Origin of the sequence: Tenacibaculum sp. 190524A05c (assembly GCF_964036595.1) — a bacterium.
GTDB lineage: Bacteria > Bacteroidota > Bacteroidia > Flavobacteriales > Flavobacteriaceae > Polaribacter > Polaribacter platacis.
This window is the reverse complement of the sequence record NZ_OZ038523.1, coordinates 3,597,491-3,613,988: the sequence shown is the minus strand read 5'-3', so window position 1 is coordinate 3,613,988 and position 16,498 is coordinate 3,597,491. Positions and strand designations below refer to the sequence as shown.

The following is a 16,498-nucleotide window of genomic DNA, read 5'->3' as shown; positions in this document are numbered from 1 at the left end:
TTTCAGAATCTCATTAATCATAATTTTTAACTAATGTGAGAAACTTAATCAAGTTCAGTTTGACAGATATTAAATCATTTTTAGACAGCCTTATAATTAAACATATATTTTACTTCGTTTTACAACTGAAAATAATATCCACAGTAAAAATCCAAACCCAAAGGTGATTAACCAAGCTGTGGATTCTTTAAAACTCAAGATACTTTCCTTTATCAAGTCTATTGGAGAAAATAATATATCCCAGGTATTGAATCTTAAAAAGCGACCCAAGTAAATTCCAAATCCACACAAAAAGAAAACTGCTATTGAAAATAGTTTTCCAATATGTTTATCCCACTTTTGACAAACCAAATCGTGAAAAGTTACCATTGATAACAATCCTAAAAGTGTTCCTGTTGCTGCATTTGTAAATAACATAAACAAATCATACCAAGCCATTTTAGTATTTGTTTTTAAATGAATAAAATCTGTTATGATATACGGTGCATTTGGAAGGAATAATAACCAAGCTATAATAAATAATATCAACTTTGTTTTAGTCAACTTCTCTGGCTCCTGAATTTTTACATACTCAGCAATCATGAAAGGAATAACTGCTAAAAACATATTCCACAGTAAAAACGTATAGGACAAATTCTGTGTAATTTGAACACGTAACAGCGATAAAAATGCGGAGAATACAACAAGTAATAAAACTGTTCTCTGCAATTTTGTTATTGGTTTAATAAGCATACTCATAACTTTTATCCGTTTTGCCAATCTATTTTTCTAGACGCATACATGACAGACGCCAAGATCACAAACAATCCAACACTTCCTACTAATAAAGCATAGCTTTCTAACTGAATAATTATAAAAATAAATGTATATAAAGCTGTTAAGCTGATTCCTATAAACATTGGGAATTTAAAGGTTTTTAATATCGATTTTGAATACAAGGTTATTAGAACAACAACCGCAGTTCCAGCTATAATATACGCATTTAAAAAATTACTATGCTCTGATATTGAGATTAATAACGTATAAAACATCGTTAGAGCAATTCCTATCATTAAATACTGAAAAGGATGTATCGCTATTTTACTCATTGTTTGAATTAAAAAGAATACCAGAAATGTTAATGAGATAACTAAAAAACCATATTTAGCAGAACGTTCACTTTTTTGATACTGATCTACAGGAATCATAAAATTCACTCCAAAAGCATATTTCTTTAAGTTAGGAATTCCATTGAATGATTGTTGAGGAAAAGGCCTATTTATATCTAAAACTTTCCATTTTGCATCAAATCCGTCTTCTTTAATTTTATCAGGATTATAAGGCAAATATTCACCTAAAAAGTTCGCTGTAGTCCAATTTGATTTAATATTTACATTTGTTTCTTTTCCCACAGGAATAAAACGAATTTGTTTACTACCGTTTACATTCATTTTTAAAGAAAATTCAACTGCTTTTTCAAGTGGCAAATCTTCTTTCTTGATTGATTTACTCTCTAACTTATGAAGATTTAAATATGAATACGATTTTGCGTGAGCATCGTATACATCACCATTTGAATTGGTGTGGTCATTATCATATTTAGATTCGAAAGCATAATTGTTTTTATGAAATTGAATTTCTACCAAACTACTTACTCCTTTCAAATTTGAGGTTTCAATTATCAGTTTAGATTTTTCCCAAAGAATATCTTTTTCTTGAATATCCAATTCACTAAAATCTGGTTTGGTAAAATTTCCATTAATATTGATCTCACTTCCATAAACAGCGGTTTCATAAATCCCTCGTTTTTTTTGTTGAGGATTTACTGTTGTTTGAATTCCCAATTGATTAGGAAAAAAATACGCGTATCTAATACTTTCAATAGTTTCTTCCTGATTTGTTTTCGTTGCTTGATTATAGATATGTTTAATCTTATAGGTTTTGTAAGGTACTTTTAACATGGGTCCATACAATAAAACTTCTCCTCCCCACTTTTGATTTATCTCATTGATTACCGCCTTTTGATTGTACTGTCGTTCTCGAATTAAGTCTTTCACATATGAAAGTGGAATGAGTAGAATTAAAATTAACAATCCAACCATTAACATTCTGGCCGAAATAGAGTGTTTTAGCCATTTTCCAAATTTTCCCGTTTGTTCATTAACTTTTTCCATTTGTATTACTTTTTAAAATTATTTACTTTTTTTAGTATCCACTCAACCCGCAAAGGTTGAGTGGTTTTAGCAACTTTCCCTTTTTAAAAGAACTTTGAAATTCAAAGTTTATATTTAAAAAAATTTTACTTCCCTTTTATCAATTTTTCCAAAGCTTCCACATGCTTCTTAAATTCATCTTTTCCTAATTGCGTTGCAACATATTTTGTATTGGGTTTTCTACCAATAAATTGTTTTTCTACTACGATAAACCCAACTTTTTCTAAAGCTTTTGAGTGACTTGCTAAGTTCCCATCCGTAACACCTAACAACTCTTTTAAGGTTTTAAAATCAGCATACTCATTTACTACCAATATAGACATGATGCCTAATCGGATTCTATGATCAAATGCTTTATTAATATTATTAAGAATATTCTTCAAACCCTTATTTATCTCAATTACTTTCTTTCGTATTTAAAATACATTAATGTTCCATAAACAATATGCATAACTCCAAATCCCAATACCCAAAACCAAAACCCAAATCCAGGAAAAACTGCGCACAGCAAACCTAATATAATTTCCGTATACCCTAAGTATTTTACATAACCTAAAGTATATTTTGAGGCATTAACTAAAGCTAATCCATAGAATAACAACATTAATGCTCCAGTTTGGCCATATCGCTGTTGCTTTAAGATAATCAACGTATAAATTCCTCCTGCGACAAGCGGAACAAGAAAACTAGTTAATAATCTTTTGGTAGTCGCATCCCAAATCTTTTCATTATTCTTCTTTGCTTTCAGTGTAGTTAAATAAATGGCAGTACCAACGCTCAAAACTAAAACTAAAAACATATCCAGTAAAACCAAATTAAATATTTCTCCACTAAGAATTAAATAACCTCTTTTACTACCAGTAACTAACCAGTAAGCATATGCTGCTCCAATTAAAGCGAAAGTTCCTGCTAAAATTCCAGAGAGGCCGCTTAACGAAATAAATCGAGTTGATTTATTCATCAAATTTTTAATTTCCGATATGTCTTTTAAATAATCTTCTGAACTCATAATAAAAGTACTTTGAAACACAAAGTAAAATATTTATTGTCATTTTACCTAATAAAAAACTGTTAATTTTAATTAACGGTTACTTTAGTTACATTAATTTCTAAACAAAATTCTATTTTTAAAGAATGAAACCTGCTGAAGTTTATATTCTCAATTTAGAAGAACCGTTCAAATCTATTGTCATGCATTTACAATTGATTATTGAACAGCAGTTCCCCGAAGTAGAATTACAATTCAAATGGAAAATTCCATTTTACGTGTTAGATGGAAGTCCATTTTGTTATTTGAATCCATCAAAGAAAAAAGGCTATGTTGATGTAGGGTTTTATGGTGATCACAAATTTGAAAAATACAATGAATTCCTAATTTCAGAAGGACGCAAAGTTGTCAAGTCATTACGATATTTTTCCATAGAAGAAATAAATAGTGAAATTTTGACCTACATACTTCATGAAGCCAATAGTAATAAAGAAAAAGGGTTTTGGAAAAAATAGTTATTCCCCAACTCTAAATGCTAAAGCTGACTCATCATTAAAATATAATGTTAGTATTCCTTTTCTCCTTGTATTTATAATAACATTCGTATAATTTCTTGATCGTCTTATCCTAGGTGTTTTTGTGAAGTTTTCATTTTCGAATTTATAGGTAATCTTCATATTTTCATCCAAATTCCTAAACGTAAAACTCTTTCTTTTTTCTTCATCATTTAACATCCCAATTTTTGGAGAAACTAACTCTGCTTTAGCTTCTATAAAGCTGTCCCAAAACATTGGTAAAGCACTAAATCTTTTAATTGTTGATTGATTAATATAAGTCAACCATTTCTCATCACTTGGATAATGAGTTAATCGCATTTGCTCCTTCGGAATATCAAAATACGTAAAGTTAGATTCAGCTCTATCAAAATAACTATCATAATCCACCCCGAAAGTGGTATCAATTAACCTCCACTTTTTATCTAATTTCACAGCATTCCAAATGTGATTTTTAAACCTAGGATTCGATCCAATTTCATCAGGAGAATTTTTAACATATCCTTTTATCAACTCATTCTCAATAGAAAAATAATTACAAAGCTTATGTAAAACCAATGCCATATGCTCGCAAACACCAGCCTTTTCTTTAATTGCTTTCTCAACCAACTTATCATTCTTCATTTGAATCTTGTTAGCTAAATCTTCCTGATTGTAATATAATATTTGTTCAGGTTCTTTTATTAAAATACTATTCGAAACCTGATATTTTATGTGAAGTGTAATCCAAGCGTATCCTGCCTTTACCCTACTTACATTAGTTATAAAGTCTTTCTCTATCTTTTTAAATAATTCATGAGAACTTTTAATATTAGTATAATTTCTCACTTTGTTTTTAATGTAAACATCACTTTGAGACTCGCTTGTTACGAAGCTTAAAACAAGCACAATTAGAATAAATTTCTTAACCATTTTTTTTTGATTTTAATTTAAGAAATATTTCGTAAACCTAGGATATGTTCTATCAAAGAATAAAATCAGTATAAAAAAATCAATATTTTTAATGAAATAATGTAACATTTTACATTTTTAATCTTCATATATAACATACTATCATTAAAATAAACAAAATGAAAAATCTAAAAACTTTATTTTTTGCTTTCACTCTACTTTTCTCATTAGCTAATTATGCACAAACTGCTGATGAAATTATTAGCACCTATATCGAGAATATTGGAGGTAAAGAAAAATTAGAACAATTAAAAGGTGTTCAAATGATTGGTAACATGAAAATGCAAGGAATGGAAATTCCTTTTGAAATGTTATCCACTAAAGATGGAAAACAATTAGTTTCTATTGAATTACAAGGAAATAAAATGGTATGGTCTGCTTTTGATGGAGAAGTTTCTTGGCAAAGAAACCAAATGACAATGGATGCTGAAAAAAGTGATAACGAAGCTACACAAAACTTAAAAAATGAATTAGAGCAGTTTCCTGATCCATTCTTAAACTACAAAGAAAAAGGGTATACAGTGGAATTAATCGGAAAAGAAACGATTGATGGAACTGAAACTTTTAAAATCAAATTAACTAAAAAGCCTGTTTTAGTTAATGGTGAATTAGTACCTAACATTACTCACTACTATTTTGATACTGAAAACTTTGTACCAATCGTTACAGAATCTCAAGTAAATCAAGGTCCAATGAAAGGTCAAACTGTAAAATCTACTTTAAGTGATTATCAAGAAGTTGGAGGAATTTATTTCCCATTTAGTATCGGAAGTCAGTTCCAAACTATGGAATTCAAAGAAATTAAATTGAATCCTGAAGTTGATGCTGCTTCTTTTGCTTTACCAGCGAAGAAATAATAAAACAAAATTTATACTAACTTAACTTAACTCGTACGGTGTTATTCCAGTAATAACACTGTACACACTTTTATTATGAATAAGCTGATTAAAGTTTTAGCTTGTGGTGTTATTACAATATCCACAAGTGTAAATGCTCAAGATATAGTTCTTAAAGGAAAAGAACTATTTGGGAACTTAAAAGCAAGAGAAATTGGTCCTGCTTTAATGAGTGGTCGTATTATCGATCTTGAAAATCATCCAACAAATTCAAAAATAATTTATGCAGGTGCTGCTGGTGGTGGTGTTTGGAAATCTGAAAATGCAGGTGCAACCTTTGCTCCTATTTTTGATGAACATGCACAATCTATTGGTAGTATTGCTGTAGATCCAAGTGATCCAGATAATACTATTTGGGTAGGAACTGGTGAAATTTGGACAAGGAATAGTGTTTCTTTAGGTGATGGTTTATATAAATCTAAAGACGGAGGTGCAAACTGGAAAAAGATCGGTTTTGAAAAATCGGAACGCATCAGTAGTATAAAAATTAATCCGAATAACTCAAATGAAGTTTATGTTGCCGTTTTAGGTGCACTTTGGAGCGATAGCGAAGAAAGAGGTGTTTATAAAACCACTGATGGAGGAAAAACTTGGGACAAGATTTTATATACAAATGAAAAAACTGGAGCAAGTGATTTAATCATGGATCCAACAAACCCAAACATTCTTTACGCTTCAATGTGGGAGTTCAGAAGAACAGGTTGGGGATTTAATTCTGGTGGTCCAGGAAGTGCCTTGTATAAATCAACCGATGCTGGTAAAACTTGGAATAAAATACATAATGGTTTTCCTCAAGGAGATTTAGGTCGTTTTGCAATTGCTATTGCTCCTTCTAAACCAGAATTAATTTTTGCGGTTGTAGAAAGTAAAGAAAATAAAGGTTTATATCGTTCTGATGATGCTGGAAAAAACTGGAAATTATTAAACAGTGATTTCGGTTTAGTGGTTCGTCCTTTCTATTTTTCTAGATTGGTTGTTCACCCAACAAATCCTGATATTTTAGCTAAAGGAGGATTGTTTGGTTCTATCTCAAGAGACGGAGGTAAAACGTTTAAGAATTTAGGAGAAATGCATGCTGATATCCATGATATTGTTTTTGACATCAAAAACCCAGATGCTATGTTCGTAGGAACTGATGGTGGTGTTTATAGAAGTTGGGATGGAGGTGCAACTATGGATATGGTTGATAATCTTCCGCTTTCTCAATTTTATCACATTAGTGTTGATAATCAAGAACCATATAATATTTATGGAGGTTTACAGGATAACGGTTCTTGGTATGGACCTTCTTCTTCTCCTGGAGGAATTGAAGCAAGAGACTGGAAACGTGTTGGTGTTGGTGATGGATTTAGAGTTTTAAAACACCCAACTAAAAACATTATCTATTCTGAAATGCAAGGTGCACAACAAGTTTGGAGATACGATGTAGATAAAAATTATAATAAAACTATTCAACCATTACCTATCAAAGGAGAAGCAGATTTACGTTTTAACTGGAATGCTCCGATGGCGGTAAGTACGCATCAACCAGATCGCTTTTACATGGGAAGTCAGTTTTTACATGTAAGTGAAGATATGGGAGATAACTGGAAGAAAATTTCTCCAGATTTAACTACGAATGATCCAGCAAAACAAGATAAAGAATCAGGAGGAATTTCTGTTGACAAATCCGGTGCTGAAACACATACTACCATATTTACAATAGCTGAATCTCCTTTAGATGAAAAGGTAATTTGGGTAGGAACAGATGATGGAAATGTTCAAGTAACTCAAAACGGAGGAAAAACTTGGGAAAATACAGTTGCTAATATAACTGGTTTACCTAAAAACACTTGGGTATATCATATTGAAGCAAGTTCTCATAATAAAGGAACGGCATACGCTGTTTTCGACGGACATACTTCAGGAGATATGAATACGTATGTATACAAAACTACAGACTTTGGTAAAACTTGGAAATCAATAGTTACAGATGACATCATTGGTTTTGCAAGAAACATTCAAGAAGATTATGTAAATGAAGATTTACTTTTCTTAGGTACTGAGTTTGGTTTATTCATTACTATCGATGGTGGTAAAAACTGGTCGAGATTTACGAATAAAATGCCAGCAACTGCAGTTCACTTTATCGATTTACAAAAACAAACAAACGATTTAGTTTTAGGAACACACGGGCGTGGTGTAATTATTATTGATGATATTTCTCCGTTACGTGAAGTAAATCAAGGAATGTTATCAAAGAATGTTCATTTCTTTAAATCTAAACCTGCAGTTATAAAAGAACAAGGTGGTTTTGGTGGAGGAAGTACAGAACTTCAATTTGTTGGAAGCAATCCAAGTTCTGCTGCTAAGATTATTTATTATTTAAAAAAGCGTCATACGTTTGGTAAAATGACCTTAACGATTAAAGATCAAAATGACAATGAACTAATTACGTTAACTCCAGGTAAGGCAAAAGGAATTAATGTTGTGAGTTGGGGTTTCAGACAGAAAAACCCAAAGGTTGCCGCTGGTAAAAACTTTACTCGTGGTGGATTTACAGCTCCACGAGTTCCTGCTGGAACCTATAAAGTTGTGCTTAAAAAAGGTAAAAAAGAATATACAAACACTATTGTAGTTCAAAATGATCCTAAATCACAAATAAGTGATAGTGATAGAAAAGCACAACGCAAAACTACCATGGAATTGTATGATGACATGGAAAGCTTAGCTTATTTAGTTCATAAAGTTGATGCATATTTAAAATCGGCAAATCAACTAAAAGAAGATAATAAGTTTAAAAAAGTGGCAACTAAAGTAATTGAAGCGTTACAACCATTAAAAGAAACATTAGTGGTAACTACCGGAGATAACTATGTTGGTGAAGCTGAACCAGAACTTCGTGAAAAGCTTTCTGATTTATATTCTGAAGTTGCGAATCAATTTGAAAAACCATCTTTATCACAAATAGAAAATCAAGGAGTATTAAAAACTCGTTTGACAAAAGCTCAAGAAGATTTTGAAAAACTCAATAAAAAAGTAATTTCAAAATTTGAAAAGCGAAAAGTAAAAGAAGGTAAAAAACCAACTAAGGTTTTAAGTAAGGAAGAATTCTTATCTAAAAAATAATAAACTAAAAACCTCTTGAAAATTCAAGAGGTTTTTTCTTATTGTACCAAAAATTCGATGGCCACTTCCCTATCAATTAATAGAAATAAAGCTCTCGCTCTAGGTGGTGGAATTATTGAAACTATAGTTTTTCCTTCTTTATTTACAGTTGTTGGCTTTACTGCTCTAGTGGATCCTAAAAACCCAACAAGAACTTCTTTATCTGCCGCATTCTTTAACTCTAACTTTACAGCGCCTTGAGTATTTCTCGATAATATTCCTGTTTCAGGAGAAACCAAAGTTATATCAGATTTTAAAAACTGATGACTGTAGATAGGTTGATTATAAAAATCTTCTTTTTCTATTCTTCCTACTCTTAACTTCCAGAGAGAATCTTCAGGTAAATGTGTTAGAAAATATTTTGATTTAGGTATGTTATAATAATAAGAATTAAACTTTCTTATCCATCTTCCATTATATTCCGAACCAGCTCCCCAAGTTGCATCAATATAAATCCATTTATTATTTAATTTAACAGCATTCCAAGAATGGTTTGGTCCTTGCAAAGGTCTTCCTATTCGGTTAGAAGAACTTCTCACATAACCTTCTACAACTTCATTTTCAATATCTAAAAGCGTACATACTTTTGAAAAAGTTTGAGCATAACCTTCGCATACGGCTTTTCTTGAGGATAAGGTTTCTCTTACCGTTTTATCTTTAATAGCTTTTATCTTTTGATCTCTCTCCTCTAAGGATTGATATCTAAACGTCACTTTGGTTTCTCTATTAGGATTATAAAATTCCTCTAAATCGTAACGAATATTTGCAGTTAACCAACTATATAATGCTTTAACCTGATCTTCTTTTTTTGAAAAATCTTTTTTGATATTATCAGCTAGTATCTCCGCAGTAAGTAATTTTGGATACTTCTGAGTCTTTGAATTAATCTCTGAAAAGTCTTGGGAAAAACTTACAAGTGAAATAAAGAATGTAAAAATTATAATTCTCATACTATTATTTTAAGATGATTTTGAATTGACAAAAATCATGCCTTATCGATTAGATAAATTATGCTCTAAATTATTCTGATGTAATGTCTCCAATTTTTTAGTATTTCCTGTAGGAGCTACCGATGATAGTAAAAGTATATCCTCGCTTTCATTTTTCCTTACCTCCAAAAGCATCTCTAACTCAATTCGTCTCCCATCCGTAAAACCATCAAAAAAAACAACATTTGCCTTTAATGAACAACTACTTAATTTGTGAATTGTTACAGTAATTTCGTCGTAATTAATATCGAACTTACCTTTTGGATTCACTGCTTTACATAAACCTCGATAATATTTAATTAGTGCTTCTTGAATTTCTTTTTGAGATAATTCTACTTTATTTTTAATAGATAACACGAAGTAATAGGTGAAATAATCTGAGCTTTTAATATCAAACATTCCAGGAGAAAATCGGAGTTCTTCAAATCCCTCCCAAGGGATATCTTTAGCAAAATCAAGAGGGAAATTAATGCGTTCATATCTCCAATCTGTCGGATATTTCATAATCTCAACCTTTTCTTGACCAAAACTTGTAATAACAGAAGCGAACGCTATAACTAAAAATAAATGTTTTATAAATGGTTTCATTTCGAAATTTGACTACTTTATGGATTCAATTAACAAATGTATCACATAATCTAATAATCCATCTTAAATTATACTAAAGTTATGATTACAAGGTTATATAATAAAAAGTATGAAAAGAATAATTGTAATAATTCTGGCGCTGCTAGCTGTTTTCTTTCTATTAAGAATGAATACAAAAGGTAAGCAAATTACCAATCACATTAAAGGTATTGTTCAGAACACTATTTCCAAACCTAATTATATTAATAAGGAAGGAGATTCAATTCTAACTCGAGTTAAAATTCCTGAAGGATATGAACGTGTACCATATTCTAAAGGTTCTTTTCAAGAGTACTTAAGGAATTACAAATTAAAAAAGCATGGCGCTCCAATAATAAACTATGATGGAAGTGAGTATTTTGCTCAACATTGGCATGATGCTATTCTAGAAATTCCAGTTCCTAAAAATGGACTACAACAATGTGCCGATGCTTTAATGAGAATACGAGCTGAATATTTATGGAGTAAAAACCTACAACAGAAGATTGGATTCAAATTCACTTCTGGTCACTATTGCTCTTGGAAACAATATGCGGAAGGATATAGACCAAAGATCAATGGTAACAAAGTGAAGTTTATAAAAAAAGCCAATAAGAATTATTCAAAACAAAACTTTTATAAATACTTAAATCTCATATTCATGTATGCTGGCACAGCTTCATTACATACTGAATTACCAAAAGTTAAGCTTAGTGATTTACAAATTGGCGACATGCTTGTTAATCCAGGTTTTCCTGGGCATATAGAAATTATTGTAGACGAAATTAAAAATGATAAAGGAGAAAAAATGTATTTACTAGCACAAGGAAATACTCCTGCTCAGAATGTGTGTTTATTAAAGAATTTTGAAGATACTGATATCTCACCATGGTATAGGTTTAATAAAAATAAACCTGTTTACACTCCTAGTTATTACTTCGATAATCCTGTTTTCGTAAGGTTTAAATAATTACTATTCATATAAAAAAAGTCTCCATGCTTTGAACAAGAGACTTTGATAATCTAACTAAAGTAGATTCGAAGGTAATAAGGAAAGTGCGTTCAATATAGAATATATTAACGGAAAAAATTACGGGAAAAACACTGTTTAATATTTTATCTCTCAGATTTTAACAAATTCCAGTAAAATCAAGGTTTTAAGACAAAAGAAAAGTCCCTCGATTTGGGGGAGAGACTTTACTGATCTACGTGGAGTAGATCCGGAGGGAAGGAAAGTTCATTAAAGATAGCATTTATTCACTGATTTTTTCACAGGAAAATCCCTGTTTAAATCGTTAATATTTAAACACTTTACCTTGTCCCCTTTTTATAAGAATTAGATTCTAAAAAAATATACCGGTGATTACACCGGTATAATAAACTTTTAATTTTTATCCTTTCCCTCAAGGCTCAAAATTTGACCAAGTTTTAACATATTACATACTCAATTGTATCTTATTTGAACAAAATTCAAAATTAACTTTCATAATATTTCTATATATATTCATAAATCCTAGTACTCAAAAAGTACAGAATTACGAATAAGTCTTATACACAAAAGTCCATAACTTTTGCTTCTTAACTCTCTATGATGACTTAATTTTATCTCCTGATCAGATAAAAAAAAGTCCCTCGATTTGGGGGAGAGACTTTCTGATCTAACTTGTGTGTAGATCCGGAGGGAAGGAAAGTTCTTCTAAAGTAGTAATGAATTTCGATAAAATCTACAGGAAAAACACTGTTTCCCTATTATTTAGATTGAATCTATAATCTAATTCATCTCTTAACAAACGGAAAAAACTAATGTGAAAAACTTCTGGAAGTGCATAAAAATAGGAGAAGTACCAATAAATATCCCCAACACGGTACTTCTCCAGGTCATAGTCATCAATTCAACTAATCGTTTGTTAAATTATTCAACTTAATGATTGGAATGGTTTTTAATCGATAAAAAGGATAAAAGTGTAGACGGATGAATTTTAAAAAATTCTATTTTTTTGAATTTGTAAGAAAAGAAATACAAGCTTCTCTCACCTTCCATATTTTTTCAAAGGAAGAGTTGATGTTCTCATTTTTAATCCAGTTTCTTAAAAATGATTTATGATATTCTACTTTATAAGTAACAACTTGTTCTGGCGATATAGATTCTTCCGAAAGAATCACTTTTTCTATTTTATAGAGACTTGAATCTTTTGAAGTGATATCGATTCTTTCGCCATTAATTTTTAAATAACAATGTGCTTCTGGAATGTAGCTTAATCCAATTGAACTAATTACATCACCAATATTAGTGTTGTCGCTATTCATTTTATAAATAGCCAAAATTAATTCAACATCTTTAGCCTTGTTCTCATTTGCTAGTGCCTTCAAAAAAGCATGTTTAGAACTACAACTCCCCTTTTCTTCCTTTAAAACTAATGAAAAATCACTTCTGCTTTTATTTCTACCATAAGGCAAACACTTCACATACTCAAGTGCTTCTTGCCAAGTACATAAACTTTTAGATCTTGCTAAAACAGATAATGGTTGATTTGAAGTAATTTGAAAATCAAAATACATTATAAAGTATTGACTACTTTTCTAATCGCAACTAAGTTCGTTAATAGTTGTTCTAAATAGTCTAAATGTAACATGTTTGCTCCGTCAGATTTTGCATTTGCAGGATCAAAATGTGTTTCCATAAATAATCCATCAATATTATTCACAACACCTGCCCTTGCAATAGTTTCAATCATATCAGGTCTACCTCCAGTAACTCCTGAACTTTGATTTGGTTGTTGTAAAGAATGAGTAACATCCAAAACCGTTGGAGCATAACTCCTCATTGTAGGTATTCCTCTAAAATCTACTAACATATCTTGGTAACCGAACATTGTTCCTCTTTCTGTTATCCAAACATTATCATTCCCAGAATCTTTCACCTTTTTTACTGCATGTTGCATTGCTTCGGGACTCATAAATTGTCCTTTTTTTAAGTTTACAACCTTACCAGTTTCAGCAGCAGCTACTACTAAATCAGTTTGGCGAACTAAAAATGCAGGAATTTGAAGAACATCAACGTATTCTGCAGCTTTAGCCGCATCACTTACTTCATGTATATCTGTAATAGTAGGAACGTTAAAGGTTTCAGAAACTTTTCTTAAAATATTAAGGGCTTTCTCATCACCAATTCCAGTAAAACTATCAATTCTACTTCTATTAGCCTTTTTGAAACTTCCTTTAAACACTAACGGAATCTCTAATTTATCAGTAATTTCAACAACTCTTTCAGCTATTTTCATTGCCATTTCTTCTCCTTCAATTGCACACGGACCGGCTAAAAGAAAAAAGTTATTTGAATTTGTATGTTTGATATTTGGAATATTTGATAAATTCATGAGAAAAATTTTACGCAAAACTACGAATTTTATTACCGAACTCTAAATTTTAAAACGCCCTAGAATGAAAAAAATAAGCATCTTATTAAGTCTTGCAGTACTTACTTTTTCCTGCAAGCAATACACGAAACCTGCAGATCAAAAAAGTACTACGAAAAAAGAACAATCTTTAACATCTGATTTTGACACTGCGACGATCAAAAAACATCTTTACACTCTTGCTTCAGATGACATGCAAGGAAGAGCAACAGGTACACCAGGAATAGAAAAAGCTGCACAATATATTGAAAACGAATTCAAGAAAATTGGTTTGTCCTATTATGACACCTTAACTTCATATAGACAAAATTTTGAAGAAAGAAATATTAAAATGTTTAATGTTGTTGGGGTTCTTGAAGGAAAAAGTAAAAAAGACGAATATGTAATTGTATCGGCTCATTATGATCACTTGGAAATGTTAAAAGAAGGTGAAGGTGATCGAATTTATAATGGAGCAAATGATGATGCTTCAGGAGTTACAGGAGTAATAGCATTAGCGGAGTACTTTAAAAATAAAGGAACAAATGAAAGAAGTATTGTTTTCGTTTGTTTTACTGCTGAAGAAATGGGACTTATTGGTTCTAAGTATTTCGGAAAAGGTATTAATGCCGATAAATTCGTAGCCGGTATTAACCTAGAACTTATTGGAAAAGAGCCTAAAACTGGACCAAAAACAGCTTGGCTTACAGGGTTCGATAGATCTGATTTTGGAAAAATTATACAAAAAAACTTAGAGGGTACTGGCTACAAACTTTATCCAGATCCATATCCTAAGTACAATTTATTCTTTAGATCTGATAATGCTTCGCTTGCAAGATTAGGTGTTCCTTCACATACATTTTCAACAACTCCAATAGATACCGATCCGGATTATCATAAAGTTACAGATGAAGCAGAAACTTTAGATGTAAATGTATTAACCGAAACTATAAAAGCAGTAGCCATTGGTACTTCATCCATTATTAATGGAAAAGATACACCAACTCGAGTTACAATTAAATAAAAGCTTTTTTAAATAGAATTCAATTTTACCACATTAAATAAACCACATCCTTAAAAAAAGATGTGGTTTTTTATGCACTTTGTTAAAAGTGCAACGAAACCACTATAATTAGCGTTTTAAAGCTACTTTTTTAAGAGTTTTTAATGATTTTATTGTCATTTCAATAATTTAAATCATATAAAATTGCGGTATTATTTAAATTTTTATGATTTTTTTAATATATTCGCTATCGCAAAACTAAAAACCCTTCAAAATGAAAAAACTAATACTTAGCGTAGCTATGGCTATAGCTATTACTTCATGTACAAAAAACGAAGAGATTCCTCAAGAATCAGTTGAACAACAAACTGAATTACTTACCAAAGATCAAATCAACGCAAAAATTCAAGAATCAATAGATACTAGTGGAGATTTCTTTTGGATGGATACAGATGCTCATACAATCTGGAGTGCTATTAGTCATAACGACAATTTACTTACTATTGGTTACGGAAACTCTGATGACGATTTCCAACAAAATTCTAGATCTAAAGGAATCAAAGATGATTTAATTTCTTTAGTAAGAAGTATTGAAAACAATAACGACCAAAAAAAGGATAAAGAAGAGTTATATACTGATGGAAACTTAAATGTTATTGACATTAAAGTAGAAAGTAAAGAAACTATAATTGCTCTTATGCAAGACAGTAGAGTTCGTTATTTAGAGCCAGCTACATACTCTTTACAAAATGAAAATTCAAGATCTGGAGAAGGTTTTGGATGCGGGTTTAGCTCAAGAACTCTTTCTTCTTCTGACTACCGCACAGTTGCTCCTGGAGCGAGAGTTCCATGGAACTTTGATATTCACAACATTCCTGCTGCTTGGAATTTAAGTACAGGAAGAGGAATTACTGTTGCTGTTATCGATTCTGGATTATCGCCAAACCAAAGATGGATGAATCAGTATTTCAATGATGGTTATTCTTCTGGAAGATCTGTTCAGAAATACGGAACATATGTAGATTCTTGGTGGGCATGGTCTAACAATTACGATGGAGTAAACGACAAATGTGGTCATGGAACAAGCATGGCTTCTGTAGCTACTGCTCCAAGAAATAATGACAACTTACCTGTTGGTGTGGCTTACAATGCTAACTTAGTTTCATATCGTTCGGTACAAAATGTATTAATTGACGATTATCACGAAAAAAGAGGTGTTGCTGAAGCATTAACTGCTATTGGTAACAGAAGCGATATTAAAATTGTTTCTATGTCTATTGGATCTCCATTTAGTAGTTCAAGAGTAAGAGACGCTGTTAGATACGCTTATAACAGAGGTAAATTAATTTTTGCTGCTGGAGGAACTTCTACAGGTTTTACTAACTGGTATGGAGTTATTTTCCCTGCAAACATGAATGAAACTGTTGCTGTTACAGGAATTAAAGAAGGTAGATATACTAGATGTGGAAATTGTCACTCTGGATCAAAAATAGATTTCACTATTGAAATGGAACGTAATTCAGGTAATTTTGTTCCTGTATTAAGTTCAAATGATGGAGATGCTAACTATGTTGGTGGATCATCAGTTGCTACAGCTACAACTGCTGGTATCGCAGCATTAGTATGGGCGAGAAACCCAGGTTGGTCTCGTTCTCAAGTTTTAGACAAAATGAAAAGAGCTGGAGAATTTTATCCTAACAGAAACTCTAGCTTTGGATATGGAAATATTGATGCGTTAAAGGCCGTTCAATAATCCCTTTAAAAGACTAATTAGTCA

The 16,498-nt window shown here is 31.2% G+C and carries 15 protein-coding genes; 6 read left to right on the top strand and 9 right to left on the bottom strand.

What is annotated here, in order from left to right; all coding sequences use genetic code 11:
* Nucleotides 1–96: 96 nt before the first annotated feature.
* The 4 genes from ABNT61_RS16120 to ABNT61_RS16105 form a co-directional block, all read right to left on the bottom strand.
* Nucleotides 97–732 carry a DUF1361 domain-containing protein gene (locus ABNT61_RS16120; protein ID WP_348743967.1) on the bottom strand — a complete coding sequence of 212 codons (636 nt, stop codon included), beginning with the start codon at nucleotides 730–732 and terminating at the stop codon, nucleotides 97–99.
* 11 nt (nucleotides 733–743) lie between these two features.
* The gene (gene creD, locus ABNT61_RS16115) at nucleotides 744–2,153 is read right to left on the bottom strand and encodes a cell envelope integrity protein CreD (RefSeq protein WP_348743966.1); all 1,410 of its coding nucleotides are present in this window, start codon (nucleotides 2,151–2,153) and stop codon (nucleotides 744–746) included.
* A 125-nt stretch (nucleotides 2,154–2,278) separates the two neighbouring features.
* Nucleotides 2,279–2,575, bottom strand: a complete 297-nt coding sequence (locus ABNT61_RS16110) for a transcriptional regulator (protein ID WP_348709714.1) — start codon at nucleotides 2,573–2,575, stop codon at nucleotides 2,279–2,281.
* Between the two features lie 17 nt (nucleotides 2,576–2,592).
* Nucleotides 2,593–3,201: a hypothetical protein gene (locus ABNT61_RS16105; RefSeq protein ID WP_348709715.1), complete on the bottom strand. Its 609-nt coding sequence runs from the start codon at nucleotides 3,199–3,201 to the stop codon at nucleotides 2,593–2,595.
* A 125-nt stretch (nucleotides 3,202–3,326) separates the two neighbouring features.
* Between ABNT61_RS16105 and ABNT61_RS16100 the strand changes: the two genes are divergently transcribed.
* On the top strand, nucleotides 3,327–3,695 hold the full coding sequence (locus ABNT61_RS16100) for a DUF1801 domain-containing protein (RefSeq protein WP_348743965.1): 369 nt from the start codon (nucleotides 3,327–3,329) through the stop codon (nucleotides 3,693–3,695).
* On the opposite strand, the gene ABNT61_RS16095 is transcribed toward ABNT61_RS16100, so the two are convergent.
* Nucleotides 3,696–4,646 carry a transglutaminase domain-containing protein gene (locus tag ABNT61_RS16095; RefSeq protein WP_348743964.1) on the bottom strand — a complete coding sequence of 317 codons (951 nt, stop codon included), beginning with the start codon at nucleotides 4,644–4,646 and terminating at the stop codon, nucleotides 3,696–3,698.
* A gap of 158 nt (nucleotides 4,647–4,804) precedes the next feature.
* Between ABNT61_RS16095 and ABNT61_RS16090 the strand changes: the two genes are divergently transcribed.
* Together ABNT61_RS16090 and ABNT61_RS16085 are read left to right on the top strand one after the other, a co-directional pair.
* The gene (locus ABNT61_RS16090; RefSeq protein WP_348743963.1) at nucleotides 4,805–5,542 is read left to right on the top strand and encodes an outer membrane lipoprotein-sorting protein; all 738 of its coding nucleotides are present in this window, start codon (nucleotides 4,805–4,807) and stop codon (nucleotides 5,540–5,542) included.
* A 75-nt stretch (nucleotides 5,543–5,617) separates the two neighbouring features.
* A complete protein-coding gene (locus ABNT61_RS16085; RefSeq protein WP_348743962.1) occupies nucleotides 5,618–8,689 on the top strand; it encodes a VPS10 domain-containing protein in 3,072 nt (1,023 codons plus the stop codon).
* A 38-nt stretch (nucleotides 8,690–8,727) separates the two neighbouring features.
* On the opposite strand, the gene ABNT61_RS16080 is transcribed toward ABNT61_RS16085, so the two are convergent.
* Together ABNT61_RS16080 and ABNT61_RS16075 are read right to left on the bottom strand one after the other, a co-directional pair.
* On the bottom strand, nucleotides 8,728–9,678 hold the full coding sequence (locus ABNT61_RS16080) for a transglutaminase domain-containing protein (protein WP_348743961.1): 951 nt from the start codon (nucleotides 9,676–9,678) through the stop codon (nucleotides 8,728–8,730).
* Nucleotides 9,679–9,720: 42 nt separating this feature from the next.
* Nucleotides 9,721–10,305 carry a hypothetical protein gene (locus ABNT61_RS16075; protein WP_348743960.1) on the bottom strand — a complete coding sequence of 195 codons (585 nt, stop codon included), beginning with the start codon at nucleotides 10,303–10,305 and terminating at the stop codon, nucleotides 9,721–9,723.
* A 109-nt stretch (nucleotides 10,306–10,414) separates the two neighbouring features.
* Between ABNT61_RS16075 and ABNT61_RS16070 the strand changes: the two genes are divergently transcribed.
* Nucleotides 10,415–11,293, top strand: coding sequence for a DUF4846 domain-containing protein (locus ABNT61_RS16070; RefSeq protein WP_348743959.1), 879 nt, complete (start codon nucleotides 10,415–10,417; stop codon nucleotides 11,291–11,293).
* A 1,019-nt stretch (nucleotides 11,294–12,312) separates the two neighbouring features.
* On the opposite strand, the gene ABNT61_RS16065 is transcribed toward ABNT61_RS16070, so the two are convergent.
* Both ABNT61_RS16065 and kdsA read right to left on the bottom strand, forming a co-directional pair.
* Nucleotides 12,313–12,882, bottom strand: a complete 570-nt coding sequence (locus ABNT61_RS16065) for a hypothetical protein (RefSeq protein ID WP_348743958.1) — start codon at nucleotides 12,880–12,882, stop codon at nucleotides 12,313–12,315.
* Nucleotides 12,882–13,700 carry a 3-deoxy-8-phosphooctulonate synthase gene (gene kdsA / locus ABNT61_RS16060; protein ID WP_348709728.1) on the bottom strand — a complete coding sequence of 273 codons (819 nt, stop codon included), beginning with the start codon at nucleotides 13,698–13,700 and terminating at the stop codon, nucleotides 12,882–12,884. The genes ABNT61_RS16065 and kdsA overlap by 1 nt, the downstream gene beginning before the upstream one ends.
* Nucleotides 13,701–13,764: 64 nt before the next feature.
* Here kdsA and ABNT61_RS16055 point away from each other — a divergent pair, with 64 nt between their 5' ends.
* Both ABNT61_RS16055 and ABNT61_RS16050 read left to right on the top strand, forming a co-directional pair.
* Nucleotides 13,765–14,742, top strand: coding sequence for a M20/M25/M40 family metallo-hydrolase (locus tag ABNT61_RS16055; RefSeq protein ID WP_348743957.1), 978 nt, complete (start codon nucleotides 13,765–13,767; stop codon nucleotides 14,740–14,742).
* 253 nt (nucleotides 14,743–14,995) lie between these two features.
* Nucleotides 14,996–16,474, top strand: coding sequence for a S8/S53 family peptidase (locus ABNT61_RS16050; RefSeq protein WP_348743956.1), 1,479 nt, complete (start codon nucleotides 14,996–14,998; stop codon nucleotides 16,472–16,474).
* The last annotated feature ends 24 nt before the right edge of the window (nucleotides 16,475–16,498 follow it).